Annotated in this window: 15 protein-coding genes; 11 read left to right on the forward strand and 4 right to left on the reverse strand. The window is 40.9% G+C overall.

Annotated features, from left to right (window positions below; all coding sequences use genetic code 11):
- Positions 1-371 precede the first annotated feature (371 nt).
- From JWR61_RS17420 to JWR61_RS17435, 4 genes are all read left to right on the forward strand, one after another.
- Positions 372-2,351, forward strand: coding sequence for a response regulator (locus JWR61_RS17420; RefSeq protein WP_301929023.1), 1,980 nt, complete (start codon positions 372-374; stop codon positions 2,349-2,351).
- Positions 2,352-2,540: 189 nt separating this feature from the next.
- The gene (locus JWR61_RS17425) at positions 2,541-3,110 is read left to right on the forward strand and encodes a DUF4337 domain-containing protein (protein ID WP_301929024.1); all 570 of its coding nucleotides are present in this window, start codon (positions 2,541-2,543) and stop codon (positions 3,108-3,110) included.
- A 187-nt stretch (positions 3,111-3,297) separates the two neighbouring features.
- Complete coding sequence (locus tag JWR61_RS17430; RefSeq protein ID WP_301929025.1) at positions 3,298-3,789, forward strand: hypothetical protein; 492 nt, start codon at positions 3,298-3,300, stop codon at positions 3,787-3,789.
- 100 nt (positions 3,790-3,889) lie between these two features.
- Complete coding sequence (locus tag JWR61_RS17435; RefSeq protein WP_301929026.1) at positions 3,890-5,224, forward strand: carbohydrate porin; 1,335 nt, start codon at positions 3,890-3,892, stop codon at positions 5,222-5,224.
- A 42-nt stretch (positions 5,225-5,266) separates the two neighbouring features.
- On the opposite strand, the gene JWR61_RS17440 is transcribed toward JWR61_RS17435, so the two are convergent.
- Positions 5,267-6,592 (reverse strand): amidohydrolase, encoded by a 1,326-nt coding sequence (locus tag JWR61_RS17440; protein ID WP_301929027.1) that lies wholly within the window; start codon positions 6,590-6,592, stop codon positions 5,267-5,269.
- 293 nt (positions 6,593-6,885) lie between these two features.
- Between JWR61_RS17440 and JWR61_RS17445 the strand changes: the two genes are divergently transcribed.
- The 3 genes from JWR61_RS17445 to JWR61_RS17455 all read left to right on the forward strand — a co-directional run bounded on the left by JWR61_RS17445 (position 6,886) and on the right by JWR61_RS17455 (position 10,686).
- Entirely contained in the window at positions 6,886-8,847 is a 1,962-nt protein-coding gene (locus tag JWR61_RS17445) for a gliding motility-associated C-terminal domain-containing protein (RefSeq protein WP_301929028.1), read from the forward strand.
- Positions 8,848-8,944: 97 nt separating this feature from the next.
- On the forward strand, positions 8,945-9,355 hold the full coding sequence (locus JWR61_RS17450) for a VOC family protein (RefSeq protein ID WP_290338240.1): 411 nt from the start codon (positions 8,945-8,947) through the stop codon (positions 9,353-9,355).
- 167 nt (positions 9,356-9,522) lie between these two features.
- Complete coding sequence (locus JWR61_RS17455; RefSeq protein WP_301929029.1) at positions 9,523-10,686, forward strand: extracellular solute-binding protein; 1,164 nt, start codon at positions 9,523-9,525, stop codon at positions 10,684-10,686.
- Between the two features lie 114 nt (positions 10,687-10,800).
- Here JWR61_RS17455 and JWR61_RS17460 read toward each other — a convergent pair whose 3' ends face one another.
- Complete coding sequence (locus JWR61_RS17460; RefSeq protein ID WP_301929030.1) at positions 10,801-12,426, reverse strand: ATP-binding protein; 1,626 nt, start codon at positions 12,424-12,426, stop codon at positions 10,801-10,803.
- 175 nt (positions 12,427-12,601) lie between these two features.
- On the opposite strand from JWR61_RS17460, the gene JWR61_RS17465 reads away from it, so the two are divergent.
- The 4 genes from JWR61_RS17465 to JWR61_RS17480 all read left to right on the forward strand — a co-directional run bounded on the left by JWR61_RS17465 (position 12,602) and on the right by JWR61_RS17480 (position 17,854).
- Positions 12,602-12,985 (forward strand): Hpt domain-containing protein, encoded by a 384-nt coding sequence (locus JWR61_RS17465; protein WP_290338237.1) that lies wholly within the window; start codon positions 12,602-12,604, stop codon positions 12,983-12,985.
- 8 nt (positions 12,986-12,993) lie between these two features.
- On the forward strand, positions 12,994-13,686 hold the full coding sequence (locus tag JWR61_RS17470; protein WP_301929031.1) for a LytTR family DNA-binding domain-containing protein: 693 nt from the start codon (positions 12,994-12,996) through the stop codon (positions 13,684-13,686).
- A 1,152-nt stretch (positions 13,687-14,838) separates the two neighbouring features.
- The gene (locus JWR61_RS17475; RefSeq protein ID WP_301929032.1) at positions 14,839-16,140 is read left to right on the forward strand and encodes a hypothetical protein; all 1,302 of its coding nucleotides are present in this window, start codon (positions 14,839-14,841) and stop codon (positions 16,138-16,140) included.
- 163 nt (positions 16,141-16,303) lie between these two features.
- On the forward strand, positions 16,304-17,854 hold the full coding sequence (locus JWR61_RS17480; protein WP_301929033.1) for a serine hydrolase: 1,551 nt from the start codon (positions 16,304-16,306) through the stop codon (positions 17,852-17,854).
- Between the two features lie 33 nt (positions 17,855-17,887).
- Here the strand turns inward: JWR61_RS17480 and JWR61_RS17485 are convergent, their stop codons facing one another.
- Together JWR61_RS17485 and JWR61_RS17490 are read right to left on the reverse strand one after the other, a co-directional pair.
- Positions 17,888-18,313: a hypothetical protein gene (locus tag JWR61_RS17485; protein ID WP_301929034.1), complete on the reverse strand. Its 426-nt coding sequence runs from the start codon at positions 18,311-18,313 to the stop codon at positions 17,888-17,890.
- An 80-nt stretch (positions 18,314-18,393) separates the two neighbouring features.
- Positions 18,394-19,512 carry a hypothetical protein gene (locus JWR61_RS17490; RefSeq protein ID WP_301929035.1) on the reverse strand — a complete coding sequence of 373 codons (1,119 nt, stop codon included), beginning with the start codon at positions 19,510-19,512 and terminating at the stop codon, positions 18,394-18,396.
- Positions 19,513-19,569: the final 57 nt, after the last annotated feature.

A 19,569-nucleotide genomic window follows, 5' to 3' on the forward strand; every position in this document is an offset into this window, starting at 1 on the left:
CGACGAAACCTGCTGAAAAGTGTGTTGCACATCAGGGAGTTAAACAAAAAATCCGGCAATCGTCCATTTAGTCATTTCCATATTTTCTTTAATCGTAATAAATCTCTGTTTTGGGCCAGAGGAAGTGATTAAGAAAAATGAAGGTTCGGCACATTTGAATTAAAAGTTCAGTCCTATTGCAGCAGTATTCTAAGATTTTTTCTACAACAGCCTAATTGCATTCTTACAAAATATTGTTGCCAAACATCCCAACTTTACACTTATGCCCGCTTTTAGGAATGCGTCAGCTGTAGGCAAGCAATAGAAATTAGTAGTGTTCGTTAGAGGAACAACTGCTACAATTCAGTGAAGAATAACTATTAAACAGCCAAATGGAAGCGGTAGAAAACAGTATCTCAATTCTGATTATAGAAGATAACCCCGGCGACCAGGTGTTATTGGAGGCACACCTGGAAAATACGAGTCTGATTATCTCTGGTATCACCATGGCCTCAACCCTCGCCGAGGGCATTATGCACCTGCAACAAAAATCTTTTTCGCTGATATTTCTCGACTTTTTTTTACCGGACAGCTCCGGCCTCGATGCATATCTTAAACTGGTTAAAGTAAGCCCTGCCATTCCCGTAATTATTTTATCCGGCTTATCAGATACAGCCCTGGCTTTAAAAGCCATTTCGCTCGGTGCGCAGGACTTTATCCTGAAAGGAGAATATGATGTGCAATCCCTGCAAAAATCTGTTTGGTATAGCATTGAAAGAAAAAAAAATATTGAACTTTTAAAAGAGAACAATGAACGGTACGATATTATTTCAAAGGCAACCAACGATATTATATGGGACTGGAATCTTGATACAAATAAAGTAAAATGGATTGGCCAGGGGTTGAAGAATTACCTGCCGGTAAATACAGACATTACAAATATTCCTGATAAATTCTGGACCCGTGCACTTCACCCTGATGAACGAAAAAACATCGTGCGGAGCCTGCACGATACAATCGAAAAGGGGGAAAATTCATGGGAATGCGACTACCGGTTTTTGAAAAACGATAGCAGCTACGCCCACATCAACAGCAGGGGCTATATCATCAAAAATGAAGCAAACAAAGCTGTCCGGATGATTGGATCCATCCAGGATATTACAGAAAGAAAAAAGGCAGAACTGGAAACTGAGCAGGCGAGAATTGAGGCAGAAGAAGCCCGCAAAACCCAGGAACAATTCCTTGCCAACATGAGCCATGAAATTAGAACTCCCATGAATGGTGTTATAGGAATGACACAGTTGCTTTCTGCCACCAATTTAAATGAAGATCAAAAAGAATTTGTGGAAAACATTCAGCAATCCACCGGCAACCTGATGGCCATCATCAATGACATTCTTGATCTTACTAAAATAGTGGCAGGAAAAATAACGCTGGTCCAAAAAGATTATCTCTTTGCGGATCTCATCACCAATTGTATTAAAATGAATCAATACAGGGCTGATGAGAAGGGAATTTTGCTACACTGCACCATCGATGAAAATATACCGCCTGTATTATCAGGCGATCCTTATCGCTTAAACCAGATTTTGCTAAACCTGGTAAGCAATGCAATTAAGTTTACACACAAGGGTGAGGTAAATGTAATTATCAACCTGCAGGAGCAATCTGATGAGTCAGTTGCCCTGGAATTTATTGTTTCAGATACAGGAATTGGTATTGCGGCAGATAAAATAGATTCCATATTCGAACGCTTTATGCAGGTATCGGGAGATTCTACCAGGAAGTATGGTGGCACGGGTCTTGGCCTTACCATTACCAAACAATTAATACAGTTGCTAGGTGGATCCATCACTGTGCGAAGCCACCAGCACGAAGGCAGTACTTTCTCTTTCTACCTTACCCTTTTAAAAGGCAAACAGCAGTCTGGTGACAATCCTGCCAGAGGGGAAACTTCTGAACCGAACCTGCGGAATGCCCTGGCCGGCATTCATATTTTGCTGGTAGAAGACAATCTTGTTAACCAGAAAGTAGCAGTTAAATTATTGGAAAGCCAGGGTGCCACAGTGGAAGTGGCCAACCACGGCAAAGAGGCCATTGAGCTGCTGAAAGACATCCGGGCAGATATCATTCTGATGGATATTCAAATGCCCGAAATGGATGGCTATGAAGCCACCAAAATAATCAGGTACCAAATGCCGGAAGAGGTAAGCAAGCTGCCAATCATTGCCATGACGGCATCTGCCCTAATTTCCGACCAGAAAAAATGCCTGTTTGCAGGTATGAATGATTACATAGCAAAGCCTTACCAGGCAATTGATTTATATAAAAAAATTCTGCAACAGCTAACGCCCTCCTGCTGTATTTTGTAATTGGCTCTGCTAGTGCAATATCTTTTTGATAGTTGTAACTAACTAAACGACCGTTATCAATTTGTTATTAACAAACCGGCAACGGCTGTTTCACTCATCTGCCAATACATTTGTTTATGCTGTGTTTCTAAAAAAAAGAAACAGAATTATTAACTATGCCAGTGCAGGCTTTTAAAACAATCATTTACCATGGCCGAAATTGACGAAGCTATTCAGGAACAGGTAGAACACGCCGCAAAAAATAAACTTAACTCCATGATAGCGGTAATGGTTGCAATAACTGCCACATTTATGGCGTTGTGCAATGTAAAAGATGGCAATATTGTGCAGGCAATGTCGCAGGCGCAAGCAAATGCATTAAATTCCTGGAGTTATTTTGAGGCAAAAAGTACCAAGCAGGCTATTGCTGAAAATACACTGTCTGTGTTAAAATTGCAATCACCTGTGGTAAATACTGAGGTGATAAAAAATTATGAAGCTACCATTGCCCGTTACGAAAAAGAAAAAGAAGCTATTAAAGCTGAGGCTCAGGGATTCCAGAAACAATATGACAACATTAATCTTTTTGATGACCAGTTCGACATGACTGATGCACTGCTGACCATCTCGATCGCCATGCTGGGCGTTGCATCTCTTACGCAAAAAAAATGGCTGTTTTATTTTGCTTCTGCTGTAAGCTGCACGGGAATTTTTCTGGGATTAGCTGCCTTTATGAAAATCAGCCTGCATTCAGATTTTGTATCAAAAATCTTAGGATAAGCAACTCAACACATTTTAACGAGCATATCCTACGCATGTAACATGGAGCCTACGGTAAGCGTAATTTGTTTCAATAAAAGATCATTTTTTTCAACATCCCATTTATCTAAAAAAATAACGCCGTTAAAACTAGCTAATGCAGTATTTTGCAGTCTCAAAAAAATCCATCAGCTGGTAAAACATTATTATGAGACAGTTTGTTTTATTTATTTTTTGTTTTGTATCATTTAACCATTTGCAGGCACAAACGCTGACTGATTTTGACCTTGTTAAAATGGAAAAGGCCACGGATTATAAGCCTGCAGAACCGTTCGTTTTGCAGACTGCTAATTACCTTTTGGCAGTTCCTTTTAAAAAAGACAGTAAGGATCGTTTAAATGCGCTGCGCTTCATTGGCAAATGGATGAACGGAACACCAGATTACTCGTTTTCATTTACAGATATTGCTGACAAAATAGGCAAGGAAAATTACGACCTCATCGGCCAGTATATGGCTGCCCTGGCAAAATATACACTTGAAAATAAAGTAGCTGCCAGGGATACAAAGGTAGCCCGGTTAAACGCCATGATCACGTTGCTTGATTATTGTGAAAACAAAGACAACAACATGCGTATGTCAAAACAATTAAAAAAATTAGCCGAAGCAAGAAGCAAGGGTGAACTGGAAAAATCAATGTAAAGCAACATAAAAAATCATCCTATAAAAACGCTTTGTTGAGGAGGATTGATTGTATTTAAAATATAGAATCCGGTACCCGCGAATTAAACGCAAACTTCGAATGAAGCAACTTTCAATACTACTACTAGTGCAAATATGCACGATCCCTGCTTTTGCACAATCACTTTTAGACAGTAATAAAAACTGGTCATTTCATTTTCAGCTAACGGCCATTAACCAATCTCACCCTGCTTTTACAGCAAAATATTCGGGTAACAATAGCCTGGTTAACGAAGCTGAACGTCAAAAACTGTCGGTTACTACTACCCTTTTTATTGGCAGAAAACTGTGGAAAAATGCAGGCATATATGTTAATCCGGAAATTGCCGGCGGGTCCGGCCTCAGCTCAGCCAAAGGTATTGCGGGATTTACCAATGGCGAAACTTTCAGAATTGGAAGTGCAGACCCCAAATTATATATTGCAAGGTTGTACCTGACGCAACATATTTCTTTGAAAAAAAATGCAGATAAAAAACTCGAAGACGGAGCGAACCAGGTAGCGGAAACAGTTGCGGCTAACCGGATTACATTCACCGCAGGTAAAATATGTCTGGCTGATTTCTTTGATAAAAATACATACAGTCACGATCCGCGGACACAGTTTTTAAACTGGTCTCTTATGAGTAATGCGGCCTGGGACTATCCCGCTGATACCCGCGGTTACACGCAGGGGCTGATTGCCGAATTGGTTCATCCCACCTGGGCTGTAAGAATTGCATCTGTACTGGTTCCCCGCAAAGCCAACGGCTTGCAGCTGGACTACAAAATAACAAAAGCACATTCGGAAACACTCGAGATAGAAAAAGGCTGGCAAGCGACAAAGCCAGGCGTTGTAAGATTACTTATGTTCCGGAATGTAACCCAGGCACCCACCTATGCCACAACTTTACACGACGTTAAAAATGGGGACAGCAGCAGTGTGGATGTGTACAGTGGTGTTAAAGAATGGAAAAAATATGGCGGTGTAAAATATGGACTTGGCATCAACGCCGAACAGGAAATTTATCCCTCCCTTGGAGTATTTTTTAAAGCCAGTTACAATGATGGCAAAACTGCTACCTGGGCTTTTACAGAGATAGACGAAAGTGTCAGTGCAGGTGTTAACATAAAGGGCTCCCAATGGAAAAGACCGGGTGATAATATCGGCATCGCACAAGTAGTCAACGGTATTTCCAAAGATCACCAGCAGTTTTTAAATGCCGGATTATATGGTTTTATTATAGGCGACGGAAAGCTGAACTACGGACATGAAAGCATTACAGAAATATATTACCAGGCGCAGATATCTTCTGCATTTTCACTTTCATTCGATTGCCAGTTTGTGCTGCATCCCGCCTACAATAAAGATCGCGGGCCGGTGAATGTATTGGCATTCAGGGGGCATGTCGCACTGTAAGTTGTAACCGGACATTAACCAGGGATTTCCGGTCGCCGGAAATTATTTTTTCTTCGCGGATAGCTTATCCATTTCCATATAATCAAGTGTAAGATTAGCCAGCGTTTCCACACCCAATTTTAACCCGCTGTCATCAATAAAAAAATCAGGCGTATGGTGTGATGGAGCGGTTAATGGATTACCGCCTTTTGGCATACCGCCTAAAAAGAAAAACAGGCCGGGTACTTTTTCCTGGTAAAAAGAAAAATCTTCGGCACCCGTTTGCGCAACTGTTAAAACAACATTTTCCCTGCCCGCGGATTGCTGTAAGGAAGGCAGCATTTTTTCCGTTAAAGCAGGATCATTAAAAGTTACGGGAAAACTGGATTCGTACGGAATAATGGCTTCTGCGGTAACGCCTGCACTTTCCCCTGTTTTGGTAACAACTTCCCGTACTCTTGCAATCAGCATCTTCCTGTCTTCTTGTTTCAAAGCCCGGATGGTACCCAGCATTTCAACTTTTTCAGGAATGATATTTCCCCTGTTGCCGCCGTTGATAGCGCCAATGGTTACTATGCCTGCATTTTCGGTAATGTTTAAATTGCGGCTTATGATGGCCTGTAAATTATTAATGATTTGTGCAGCAGCAACAATAGGATCAATGGCCGACCAGGGGTAAGCCCCGTGAGCAGACCGCCCTTTTACAATTATTTTCATATCATCTACGCTGGCCAGAATTCCACCGGGCTTGTATTTTATTTTACCCACTTCTGTCTGCGAATTAATATGCAAACCAAATACAACATCCACTTTAGGATTCTCCATCACTCCTTCCTTTATCATCAGTTCCGCACCCGCATCTTCTCCCTGTGCAGCACCTTCTTCAGCTGGCTGAAAAATAAATTTCACGGTACCTTTCAATTCTTTTTTCATCCCCGCCAATACTTCGGCAACACCCATCAGTATAGCAACATGCGTATCATGTCCGCATGCGTGCATTACGCCGGTTTCTTTGCCATTGTATTGCACTTTTACTTTTGATGCAAACGGAACAGGTGTTCTTTCAGTAACAGGCAACGCATCCATATCGGCCCTTAAAGCTACTACCGGTCCGGGTTTATCTCCTTTTAAAATTCCTACCACGCCGGTAACCCCGACCGCGGTTTTAACTTCAATACCTAAAGACTCCAGGTGTTTTGCAATGAGCGCTGCTGTGCGAACTTCGTGGTTGCCCAGTTCGGGATGTTCATGTATATCCCGCCGCCAGCCGATTACCTTTTGTTCTATTTTATCCGCGGCATTGTCAGCCTCCTTTCTCAGGGCCGCGTTCTGTGCAGTTGAAGACAGGCTTACTAAAGCCAGCAGAGTAGTCACCAGGATATTTCTCATAATGTCAGTTTGATTGCCAAGTTACTTTAAAATGCGTTCAAATGAACAAGGCGGTATTGGTTCTGTTTAACTATGCTTTCAATCAAAAGATGGCACACGCACTTCCCGGAATTGAAAAAAATCCGGGTAACGCAACTATTGTACGATAAGCCACGTTGATAACAGTGATCCCTTCTGGTATTAAACTAAGCCATTTAAATAAACACTGTACTGGCTGGGCTTGTTAAAAATAAAAGTGATTAGTTAGTTTCTGTTTATATTTATAAAGAGATGAAAATTTCAATTGCATGCTTATGCCGTTTTTTACAAGCCTGTTTTCTATCATTTACCGTTTAAAAATATACCGTTGTCTCATTCTGTTTATTTGTTGGTCCAACGCTGTGCAGGCACAACTTTGGAATGGTAACCTGGGAGCGCCGGTGCTCAACATTACATTTGGTGCAGGCCCTTCCCAGCCGCTGGCTTCAGATGCAACTTCTTTTACCTACACAAATGGGTGTCCTTCTGAAGGGCAATATGCCATCGAGCATCAGTTACCGGGTTGTTTCGGCGATACGTGGACTATACTGGTCGGGGATTATACCCACGACTTTGAAGGACATTATATGCTGGTAAACGGCGGCGCTCATTCGGGAACAGTTTTAGTGCAAAAGGTAGATGGTTTGTGTGGCAACACTACCTACCAGTTTGCTGCCTTTATAACAAATGTTCTGCGGGAGACGGCCTGCGGGGGTACGCCGGCTTTGCCTAATATCACCTTCAGCGTAGAAGCGACAGATGGCACCATCCTGGAATCGTACAACACAGGAGATTTACCAATTACTGTTGCAAGATACTGGACAGAATATGGCGTTTGTTATACAACGCCGCCCGTACCCATGCCCATCGTGTTGCGTATTAAGAATAATGCAACAGGAAGCTGCGGCTGTGCCTTTGTAATGGACAATGTGAGTCTAAAACCGGCCGGGCCAGGTATTACCCTTACATTGGATGGAAAGCAAATTCAACAAATTGATCTGTGTAGTGGTTATAAAGATCCATTGCTTTTGGAAGCAAATTATACCACTGGCTTTATAGACCCTGCAATGCACTGGCAGCAGAGTACTGATGGTGGCAGGACATGGTTAGACATTCCGGGTGCCAATACGCCGACTTATCTCATCCCCCGAAGAAACCAGGGCATTATTGCCTACCGGTTTTGGATGGCCCAGCAAATTAACCTGGGCATTGCCAGTTGTACCATTAATTCAGATATGATTGTTACCAATGTTCATCCCGGCCCGGATCAGTTGCCTTTGCAACCTTTGCCAGCTTGTTTAAACAGTGAACTTGTTCTTCGATCTCGTTCCGGCTTTCAGCACTACGAATGGAAGGGTCCCAACGGATATCAAAGCAGCCAGCCAATGCCGGTAATTAAAGATATTAATTACTCAGATCAGGGATTGTATACCTTACTGGCCTCCGATGATGTAGGTTGCACAGCGCTGGACAGTTTTCTGCTGACAGTATATCCCGGGGCTGCCATTGCAACCAATCCGGTGTATACAATTTGCGAGGGTACAACGGTGCATCTTGCCGCAAGTGGAGAAGGAAATTTTGCCTGGACTCCAGCTGCTTACCTGTCTGATACAAACATTGGCAACCCGTTTTCCACCCCCCCTGATTCTATCCAATACCAAGTTGTATTGACTAACATGTATGGCTGCAAAGATTCTGCATTGGTAAATATCAACATACTTAAAAAGGCGGTGGTAAGTGCGGGTGCTGATCACTTTATACTGGCGGGTGATACTGTTCTACTGAACGGATCAGTGAAGGGTACAGATGTACACTATCTATGGACATCTACTGGTGCTGTGGCTGTTGACCAGGTGATTCAACCCCGTGTGGCACCCTTAGTTGAAACAAGTTATACCCTTTCTGCATCTGCAACAACCGGATGTGGCGATGCCAGCTCAACCACCACCGTTCATGTATATAAAGATATCTTTTTGCCGGGTGCATTTTCTCCGAATGCAGACGGCCTGAATGATGTTTATCACGTCATCCCACCGGACAGTTACCCGCTTACTTACTTTGCCATTTTCAACCGGCAGGGTAAAAAAGTTTTTAGTACTGCCAATCCAAACATTGGCTGGGATGGGAATTTCCAGGGCACGCCACAAGCACCAGGCACTTATGTTTATTACCTTGAAATGAAGCGGGGTAATGGAAAAAAGATAATAAGAAAAGGCAGCATTGTATTAGTCCGTTAGGTGTTAAACAATCAGCAAAAAAATAAACATTTACATTTACCCAATCTTAAATTTGCCTCAGTCTAATAACTATTTCTATTAACAAATAACAATTGCCATGAATTTTAAAATAAACCACCTGCAGCACACCGGTATACCTGTAACCGATTTAGACGTTTCCGAAGCTTTTTATAAAAAATTAGGATTTGAAAATGTAATGGCCTCCGGCTTTGAACACAACAGTGGCAAAGGTACTATGGCAATGATGCAACAGGGAGCAATGATTGTTGAGCTATACCAGATGCCGCCACAAGAGCTGGAAGAAATCAGAAGCCGCTCTAACGGTCACATAGATCATATTGCTTTTGATGTATCTGATATTGACGAAGCATTCACAGAATTAAGAAATGACGGCTTCAATGTAATGGAGGCTGCACCTGTTTTTTTGCCCTTCTGGAAAAATGGTTGTAAGTATTTTAACATCACCGGGCCGGACGGAGAAAGGCTGGAGTTTAACCAGATATTATAACAATTATAAGCGATGAATAACGATCAGGATGCCACAGATTGATGCTGGAAAAAGGATACAAAATTTGACAAAAAAAATGTTGCCAGTTTATCCGCAACGCTGCTAAAATAAGAAGTAACTATCTTGCGGCCACATATACCTGGCAAACAAAATCAACAATACTATTCATGATAATATTAAACGGAATTACATGGGATCAATCAAGCATTTATGGTCCACTGGCAGCAGCCTCCAAACTATACGAAGAACAATTCGGCATACGGGTGGAATGGGAAAAAAGACCACTTTCCAGTTTTAAAGATCACTCACTACCTGACCTTGCTACCAAGGCTGATTTACTCATAATTCAGCATCCGCAGACCGGTGTTGCCAGCGAAACCAACTGCCTGCTCAACCTGGATGAATTGCTGCCTTACGAACAACTGCAGGAACTGGAACACCAATCTGCCGGCCCGGTTTTTTTGAGTTACTATTACCAGCAAAAGCAGTGGGCATTGCCGTTAGATGCCACAATGCAATGTGCTGCCAGCCGGCCCGATTTGCTTGACGGCCACCAGGTTCCCTCCAACTGGGATGAAGTTTTTGAATTAGCCGAAATATTAAAACAACAGCATTTAAATATTGGCATGGCGCTTTCTGCCACTGATTGTATGTATACCTTCCTATCACTTGCCGTTCACCTCGGCTCGGCCCCGCGGGAAAATAATACGCTGTTGGTAACAAAGGAAGTTGGCATGCTGGTGCTGGAAGGGATGCGTAAACTAAGAGATAATTTTCATCCAAAATGTCTGGATTGGACCCCAATTGAATTATATGACCATATGGCAACGGAAGATGATATTCCTTACTCCCCGCTGGCATTTTGTTACAACAATTATTCAAGACATGGCTTCAGAAAAAACCGGCTGCGCTTTCACAATGCCCCGGATGTTAAAGACGTGGTGTTGGGTGGTGCAGGCATTGCTGTATCGGCCACTACAAGCGCTGCTGCAGAGGCCGCAAAATATGCAGCGTGGCTGTGCAGTGCTCCAGTTCAAAATGATGTATATGTAAATGCCCAGGGGCAACCCGCCAATATCATCGCATGGAAAGATCCTGCAGCCAATGCGATGACAGATAATTTTTTCAGCAATACAATTGATACATTAACCTATGCATACGTTCGCCCAAGGTATAATGGGTGGACCGCTTTTGAGCAATATCTTGGTGAGACGCTGCATACTTTTTTAAAGCATAACAGCAATGCGGCTGAGGTATTGGAGCAGATCCAGGAGGCCTATCATTTCTCTTATGCCTATAATAAAAAAAGCAATCAGCAGAATACTCCCTGAAAAATTACAGCACTAAGACAGATAACGGTTTTTTTATAGCGAGTGAACTTTTTTCACCGGCCCATTTTGGCATTTGAACATAGCTGCTTTTATTACTCAACAGTAACATAAGAATCACGCGTAATCAATTTTACGGTGTGGTGAAAAGGCAAGAATTTTTTTCTTTAACTCGGCAGGTTTATAAGGTTTTAATACATAATCATCAAAGCCAGCCTCGTTGATTAATGACTCCATATCTTCAAGTAAACTGGCGGTAAATGCAAGCACCGGCGTTTTCTGATCTGTTTCCCTTATTTTTTTGACTGTTTGATAACCGTCCATTTGCGGCATTTCAAGATCCATCAATATAAGGTCGAACTTATGAAATTTCAACAGTTCTAAAGCATGAATTCCATTCTCGGCTTCTTTAACCAATACACCCCACCTGCGTAAAAAACTAATCAGGATGGTGGCATTGATGGCATTATCTTCTACAACCAATATTCTTAATCCCTTGGTATCGGTAATGTGTTCAAACCCTGCTTCATGTGGTACCGGTGCTTTGGGTTCTTTGAGTTGGGCATTCTCAAAACAAACGGAAAAGTAGAAACTGGCTCCTTCACCGGGTTCACTTTCTACTTTTAGTTCGCCACCAAACTTAGCTACCAGCTTTTCGCTGATAGTGAGCCCAAGCCCTGTGCCCCCAAACTTTCTGCCGTGGTCTTCTGTATGTACCTGCGCAAACCCCTGAAAAATTTCGGCTTGTTTTTCCACGGGAATACCAATCCCCGTATCAGTTACTCTGAAAGACACCGTAGTGTTCAATCCATTTATAGCTTCAATAGCTACCTTAAAAGTAACATTGCCCGCGGTGGTAAATTTTACTGCATTGGATAAAAGATTATTTAAAATCTGGCTCAATTTCAATTCATCGCTCGCAACCGTAACGGTGCTTAACTCGGGGGGTGCTGAAAATCTGAATTCAAGATTTTTGTCATTGAACTGCACTTCAAATGCTTCAATTACATTATTAAGACAGTGCTCTAAATTAAACACTTGTCTTTTAAGTTCCAGTTTGCCGGCATCTATTTTACTAAAATCAAGAATATCATTAATGATGCCCAGCATATGTTCTGAGGAATATTTTAAAATATTGATATGCCTTTTAATATTCTCAGGCAAATTGGCTTCCAGCAATACAAGATTGGAAGTACCAATAATTCCGTTTAAGGGTGTTCGTAGTTCATGGCTCATGCTGCTTAGAAACCTGGCTTTTGCCCTGGCCGCTTTTTCGGCATTCTGCTTATAGCTTGCCAATTCCTGCCGTGCATTTTTCTTAGCCGTTAAATCCCTGAAGGTAATTATCTGCCATTTCACCTCCTCTTTATAAAAAACAGTGCTGCGGACAGCAGTATAAAATTTTTCTTTACAATAATTAATAAAACCGGCCTCGCCCTCCCAGTAATCCGGAATACCATTCATCATCAAATCCTTGTTGTCACTATCTTCTGCCAGGTAGCGCATCATGATCTGGTTAATTTGCAACTTTTTCAGATTTACCTCTGGCGGAAGCGCAAACAATGTCACCATATGTTCGTTAAAATCAACGATATCATTGGTTTCAGTATTGATAACCACATAAGCGTCAATGTACAATTGCAAAAAAGCATCGTGAAAAGCAAGGTCAACGCTGCCTTCTTTTTTACTGTCGCCAAACAGCCGGTTAAAAAATCCGCTGCTTTTTTTGTCTGCTTGTATCATATGAACACTTTGTAAGTTTTACCTATAACAGCTTGAAACGAAAAAAACCTTAAATTATTTGCGTTGCGAAAACTAAATTACTGGCCTCTCTAAAATGGATGTTACCATTTAAAATAATACAACAAATTTTACGTTATAAAACCAAACCCATGTAAAAACCAAACTGTATTGTTTCATGAATGACGGATCTTTTGAATTTAATGCCCAGCTGGATGGACAATTTTTAGAAAGTATTTATGATGGTGATCATGAACATGCGGAAATGGTTTTTGAGCAGTTCATACAATCTGTTAACGGTCACATGGATGAAATAGAAGCAGGCTTTAACAGTGGCGATGCCGAAGTCTTCAGGAAAGCCATTCATAAATTTAAGCCGGTGCTGAGTTTTGTGGGACTTACAAAATTGACAGAAGCTGCCGCAAACATTGAAAAAAAATGCACCGGGATGACGGATGTCAACAATTTAGCTACATTATATACTTTACTTAAAAATGAATTGATTGAAAAAATACCGATTATACAAAACGACCTGATAAAACTTAAATCCATAACCTCTTAACCCAACTTATGAAACTAACTGCACTAATTATTGATGACGAACCGATTGCACGAAATTTTCTAGAAAGATACTGTGAAAAAACGGGCACCATTGATGTTGTTGGCTCTTTTTCTGATTCTGAAAGCGCTTACAGTTACCTTCAGCAAAATGAAGTGGATATATTATTTCTAGATGTTGAAATGCCCGGAGATAGTGGCTTTCAGCTGTTGGACAGATTAATTGTGATGCCTAAAGTAATATTAACCACCTCTAAAACAGATTATGCATACGACGCTTTTCAATATAAAGTTACTGACTATCTTAAAAAGCCCTTTACCTACATCAGGTTCCAGGAAGCAGTGGGAAAAGTGAATGAATCTTTTGAGGATAAAAAAGAAACCCCTAAACAGGAAGACATTTTTATCAAATCAAACGGGAAATTAATCCGACTGAACTATGATGATATTTTATATATTGAAAGCTTAGGCGACTACGTTAAGTATTGCACCTTTGATAAAAAATACGTTACCCACAGCACACTAAAAGCGGTTGAAGAAAAAATGAATAAGGGCTGTTTTATGAAGGTTCACCGATCATACATTGTTAACCTGCGTAAAATAAACAATATAGAAGACTATACTTTGTACATTGGCGACTCTGTAATACCGATCAGTAAAATGCTGAAAACAGAAGTGATGGGAAGAATAAACGTTGCAAGCTAACTCCTCAATAAAACAACCAATCTAAAACGATGCCTCTTTACGGGGCATTTTTTTGTTGCTGAAAACTCAACCGGGTATTGTGTTTGAAATCGTCTTTTTTCAATCTTTCGCCGAAGCCTGCAAGCATTAAACGAAATGTTTTTCAGCATTTAAATTTAGTTTGCATTTTTACCTCAGCAAAGAAACAATAGCTTTTTTAAATGTCAAATCCAGTCCGGTAGCCGAAGAAAAGCCAATTCAAACATTCTAAAAACAACCTGTCCCAACATCCTGAAAAAACTAAGATCCTTTCCATGAAAAGACCAAATGCAATTACCTAAGAAACGCCAAATTCAATTATCAAAAAATCCAGCGTTTATCCTAAAACCAGGCATCGGAAGATGTAAAAAAAATGGATAGTTGAACCACAGGTAACAATAAAACTGCAGACTATAAAAAAACGTCCCCTACCCGGGACATTTTTTATTTGCACGCTGGTCTTACCCGTTCCCAGCCTCCGGCTATTAGTAGACCTGTTATTTTAATAAGGCGTACAATTAACATCATTCGCCGAAACATGCTTTCTATTAAACGAAAAATAAAAATCTGCTGAGTAATAAATTGCATTTTTACATCAGAAAGAAAAAAGAACAGCTACATATAAAAGCCGGTATCCTAGGAAAAACCAACTTCAAATCCTACAACATTTATACCCTGTTACCAAAGATCAATTCAATACTTTTTAAAAACCACCAACATGGTTAACAGGCGGCAAAAATGAGGGCCTTTACTTCAGGTTAGTTATGTTTCGTTGCCCGGATATTTTTTGACCGTGGCTATTTCAACAGATTGCTTTACGAACTTATTTTCTTAACTGTTGTTTCCAACAAAATATTCTCCCGCGCTTCAAAAATAACTCGTTAAAAAATTTAACGATCTGCTAACGGCGCGGTCAATCATAATAAACATGCAATAAGCCGTTTCTAAAGTATGGCTATAACCCTTTATGACAAAGCATCCCAGCCTTTTCCTAATAATTATCTGCTGAAATATTTCTTCAAGGTGCATCGATTTGCTAACCTGCCGATGTTGGGCGTGTCAATTCATCCTCTTATATTGCGATGCCAATCATTCAAAAATAACCAGCATACTTTTACACCACATTTATAATTTATGAAAACCAGCTTACTTATTTTAGTTGCCCTTACGGCCATTATATCACCAACATTTTCGCAAGATATATTTATTAATAAAGACACGCTTATCAACAACACCTGGAAAATTCCTTCAGGAGCCATTATAAAATTTGGAAGTAAGGGACATATCAGTGGCACAGGTACCATAAGGGGTGGTATCATCGACGCCTCCTTGGAGCAATGGATCTTTGATACCACCTTAACCATCATTCCGGAAGGCACTTACGGCAAAGATTTTAGTGCGAAATGGTTTGGCGCCGGCAGGGTAAAAGATAACAGTAATGCGCTGCAAAAAGGCATCAACACGGTTCTTGCCAACAATGAAACGTTGCGCAATTTTTATATCCCCAAAGGCACCTATAATTATGGTACGCCCCTGATAATCGCCAACACTTACAAGGGGCAATACAGCGGCAGTACCATTCATATGTATGGAGAAACCTCCTTTTGGGATTGTTGCAGTGGCACTACATTAAGGTACATGTCAACCGGGGGCTTCGCCCTTGGATTGCAATTAAATAAAGGCACGGAAATAAATAACCTCGCCATTACGGGGCAGTTTAAATCTCCAGGCGGCACCGATACCGCCTACTACAATACACCGTTCGAAAAATACACCGATGCCAACGGCAAATGCGGCGATTACTATTTTGGTATTGTAATTGATTACGACGGATCCAAAAATGTGGGTGGCAGCACCGGTGTAAAAATTCATGATGTATCAGTTAGCAATTTTACGATTGATTACATGGTAAGTCCAAATGGAAAAACTTTTAACGCAGATATCCTGCTTTTTGAAAATATAAAATGTGGTGATGCAAAAGTTGGCTTTGCCTCCGGCCAGGCCCAGGAAAAGGGTAATGTCATCCGGGGTATTTATTCCTGGGGAAGCATCCATACACTTATTTCTATTGGTCACTACGGCAAATCGCAGGCAGGTTATTATACCATCGATGGCGGTAATATCGCCGGCAGGTGCATCCGGCTTTTTGATATAAGCCAAAGCGGCTGGTATGCTACTTCCATTTCTAACTTATATTCTGAAAGTATTGCCTCTATTGGCAATTTATACTCCCAGATTCCTACGTCGGTAAGCAACTGTAATTTTCATTTTTTATATGCCAAAGTAATCGGCAGGCAAACCATCCTCAACTCCAACAACGACAAAATAAAATTCAGCAATTGCATATTCCGGTATTATGGTTCTAAAGAGGATATGAAATTCGCGGGTTACGCAACCTATGATAATTGTTTTTTTAGTGGCACTGTGGTGAAATAGCCTATAAAAGTCTTAAATCTTGCTTTCTGCTTCACCATAATTTATCCGTATATTTTTCAGGATTTAAATACATTTGACAATCGATTAACCAATCTTCGATTGCCATTTTTGCGCATGCTCTGAAATACGGCAATCACAATTTTTACAGGAAATTTTTACCGTTATGCAGTACAAGAAAATATTGACCGGAACAATTGCCTTGCTGCTGTTTGCACAAATGGCTGTTAACGCACAAAGCAAGCGGTCGTTTGTAAAAAGTATTCCGGAAGCAGAAGGCGTTTCATCCGAAGCGATCAGCCAGTTTTTGGATGCTGTTGGTAAAAGCAAAAATGAGTTGCATAGTATTATCATGCTGCGTCATGGTAAACTCATTGCACAAGGCTGGTGGAATCCATACGGGCCAGATTTAAAACATACTTTATACAGTTGCAGCAAAAGCTTTACCGCAACGGCAATTGGCTTTGCGATTGGCGAAAAAAAGCTAACCGTAAATGATAAAGTGATTTCATTTTTTCCGGATCAGCTACCAGCTGTTATTAGCCCAAACCTTGCTGCCCTGACCGTAAAAGATGTGTTAAGCATGTCTGACGGACAAGATCCTGATCCAACATTTACGCACGTAAGTATGGACAGTGACTGGGTTAAATCTTTTCTATCAGTGCCTGTAGTATACAAGCCGGGAACAACATTTTTATATAACTCCCTGGGCACTTACATGCTTTCTGCAATCGTACAAAAAGTGACCGGGCAAAAAGTAATTGACTATTTAAAACCAAGATTATTTGATCCGCTGGGCATTGAAGGGATGGATTGGGAGATTGATCCGAAAGGTATTAATACTGGTGGCTGGGGACTGCGCCTAAAAACAGAAGACATGGCAAAATTCGGCCAGTTGTTTTTACAGAAAGGAAAATGGAATGGCAAACAAATCTTACCAATGGGATGGGCGGAAGACGCTTCTACCGCCAAGATCATCCAGCACCCTGATTACCCGCAATCAAAAAAAGATTCCAGTGATTGGGAACAGGGTTATTGTTACCAGATGTGGCGCTGCAGGCACAATGCTTTCAGGGCGGATGGAGCGTTTGGTCAGTACATAATTGTATTGCCAGAACAGGATGCAGTTATTGCCATCACAGCGGAAACGGCGGACATGCAGGATGAAATCAACCTGGTTTGGAAATATTTGTTACCTGCCTTTTATAAAAATAAATTGCCGGAAAACAAAATGGCAGCAAGCGTATTGGAACAAAAACTGGCTTGGCTTGCACTTGCATTGCCCGCAAAAAAAGCATTGCCCGCAACGAGAGAAAGTTTTAATAAAACATTTACCCTTGAACCCAACAGCCGCCTGTTTAAAAGCATTGCTTTTGATTTTAAAGATGACTTATGCAACGTAACACTGGCTACAGATACCATGACGTACCAGCTTGATTTTGGAAATGGAGCATGGCAAAAAGGCGAAACCACCAAACATGGGCCATCATTGGTTGGTGGTGCAAAAGCAAGCTTTGTTGGATTGCCCCCACTAAAAATTGCAGGCAGTTTTAACTTTACAGATGACCATACCGTGGTGTTGCAGTTAAGGTATATCGAGAGTCCGCATACAGAAAAATTTACCTGCCATTTGGATGGAAATAGTTTGACGCTTGATATTGAAAACAGCTTCGATTATGGCACTAAAAAAACGACATTAAAAGGTACGGCTCAATAATTTACTTAGTGAGTATATAAATTGCATGCTGAGTTACCTTCGAAAATGCGTTATGTAAGTATGAAAAGTAGAAACTATATTGGCCTTGAAATGGTTTGTACTCATGAACTGCATATCATCATAATATTCTGACAACACTTTTTGATTGGTAAAATCTACCGCAGTAATTTGGAGGCTGTGCACTGTTTCTTCGTTCTTAATCTTTTTTGAAAGCTCCCAGTTACCAGTAAATTTTTCATTGGCTGCATTGGTATAATCCAGTGTTCCATTTTCAAAAAAAGTAATCCTGCCATTCACAAAAGGAAGCTGACTGGTGCTGCCTCCCAGGCCAAGGCGGTCAACATCATCAATGCGCCAGGTTCCGATAATTCTTTTGTCGTAACTTTTTAAAAAATCCTTACTACAGCCGTTAAAAATAACAAGTATTAAAATGAGTGTAAATGCTAAAATTTTATACATAGAAAGTTATTTTAAGCAAGGCAGAACTATTTTTTTCAGTCGTGTTTTGAAGTTTTGAGCAGGAGCAACTATGAAGGAAATCATTTTTTACGTACCGTTTTGTTAATTTCCTGATTCGATATCAGTGAAAAATTATTTTCATTTTTTAACGTCGTTTCTAAAAAACTTACTGTTAGTTTTGAAATAGTGTTGAAATAATTATTGCCCGTACATTTTCCAGCAGCTCTAACTACGAACGACATACAGCTAAAATCTTCATGCCGGGCGGAATCAATTTTAAACAGTTGTTTTTCGCCGTTAACCTTTTCCATAAAATTATACACTGAATCCATTTTATCAGTGCCGGTGGGAGGCGAACTTTCAAGACGCAGGTAAGGGATCGCAAGATGCAGATCTTTTAATGCAGCGCTGTTTTTAATTCCGTCAAAATCAGCATCCTCCGCCTTTGCTCCGTAGTGATGAAACTCACTGCCGTCAAGCGACACCAGGCAGGCCGCATTTGCTATTTTACCAGCAGCAACAGCTCCTGCCAGTCCGCCCCAGCTATATCCCACAATCCCAACTTTGGTAAAATCAATATGAGCATCATTTCTCAGTATTTTCAGAGAAACAATGGCATCATTTACCTGCTCCGCCAGGTCCTCCTTTTTCATAGTCATATCTCCCGGAAAACGACCTATAGAACTTATCGACACCACCACAAAACCATGCTGCGCCAACGTTTCAAACAAGGAATAGTTTTCGTAACTCATACCGTTGTAAGCAGCTAAATAAATTACGAGCGGAAATTTATTATCATTTGCTGTCGCATTTTTATACGAACTGGTTTTATAATTTAACAGAGCAGCTGTATCTCCACATTTAAAACCGGTGCAATATAATTGCGCCAGTTGCCGGGATAAACCATCACCCGCATCAGATGCGGTATAGTAGTTAGCCCTTTCATCAAACAGTCCTAAAATGTTCCGGAACAACAGCACAGAATCGGTGGCTGCCGCAGTTGCCGGATACCAAACATCCAAATCAAGCGGCCTGTAATGCAGGTAGTTTGTTGCGTCTGTATTGGGTCTGTATATCCTGGAGGTATCAACCCAATGGATGGTTTTAAAGCCCGCTTTGTACAAAACTGTTTCTACTTTTTTTTGAGCACTACAACTCAAAAAAATTACTATAAATGGCGATAAGAAAATGGGCTTCATGATCTATTTTTCTATGTCTGAAAAAATATTGACAATCTGTAAAAAGCAGCACTTCAA

The organism is Ferruginibacter sp., assembly GCF_028288465.1.
In the GTDB taxonomy this organism is placed as follows: domain Bacteria; phylum Bacteroidota; class Bacteroidia; order Chitinophagales; family Chitinophagaceae; genus Ferruginibacter.

Excerpts from the sequence above, each read along its gene's own strand:
- JWR61_RS17490 (WP_301929035.1), bottom strand. The coding sequence starts at position 19,512 with ATGAAGCCCATTTTCTTATCGCCATTTATAGTAATTTTTTTGAGTTGT.
- JWR61_RS17435 (WP_301929026.1), top strand. The coding sequence starts at position 3,890 with ATGAAGCAACTTTCAATACTACTACTAGTGCAAATATGCACGATCCCT.
- JWR61_RS17440 (WP_301929027.1), bottom strand. The coding sequence starts at position 6,592 with ATGAGAAATATCCTGGTGACTACTCTGCTGGCTTTAGTAAGCCTGTCT.
- JWR61_RS17430 (WP_301929025.1), top strand. The coding sequence starts at position 3,298 with ATGAGACAGTTTGTTTTATTTATTTTTTGTTTTGTATCATTTAACCAT.
- JWR61_RS17445 (WP_301929028.1), top strand. The coding sequence starts at position 6,886 with ATGCCGTTTTTTACAAGCCTGTTTTCTATCATTTACCGTTTAAAAATA.
- JWR61_RS17485 (WP_301929034.1), bottom strand. The coding sequence starts at position 18,313 with ATGTATAAAATTTTAGCATTTACACTCATTTTAATACTTGTTATTTTT.
- JWR61_RS17480 (WP_301929033.1), top strand. The coding sequence starts at position 16,304 with ATGCAGTACAAGAAAATATTGACCGGAACAATTGCCTTGCTGCTGTTT.
- JWR61_RS17475 (WP_301929032.1), top strand. The coding sequence starts at position 14,839 with ATGAAAACCAGCTTACTTATTTTAGTTGCCCTTACGGCCATTATATCA.
- JWR61_RS17425 (WP_301929024.1), top strand. The coding sequence starts at position 2,541 with ATGGCCGAAATTGACGAAGCTATTCAGGAACAGGTAGAACACGCCGCA.
- JWR61_RS17420 (WP_301929023.1), top strand. The coding sequence starts at position 372 with ATGGAAGCGGTAGAAAACAGTATCTCAATTCTGATTATAGAAGATAAC.
- JWR61_RS17465 (WP_290338237.1), top strand. The coding sequence starts at position 12,602 with ATGAATGACGGATCTTTTGAATTTAATGCCCAGCTGGATGGACAATTT.
- JWR61_RS17470 (WP_301929031.1), top strand. The coding sequence starts at position 12,994 with ATGAAACTAACTGCACTAATTATTGATGACGAACCGATTGCACGAAAT.
- JWR61_RS17455 (WP_301929029.1), top strand. The coding sequence starts at position 9,523 with ATGATAATATTAAACGGAATTACATGGGATCAATCAAGCATTTATGGT.
- JWR61_RS17450 (WP_290338240.1), top strand. The coding sequence starts at position 8,945 with ATGAATTTTAAAATAAACCACCTGCAGCACACCGGTATACCTGTAACC.
- JWR61_RS17460 (WP_301929030.1), bottom strand. The coding sequence starts at position 12,426 with ATGATACAAGCAGACAAAAAAAGCAGCGGATTTTTTAACCGGCTGTTT.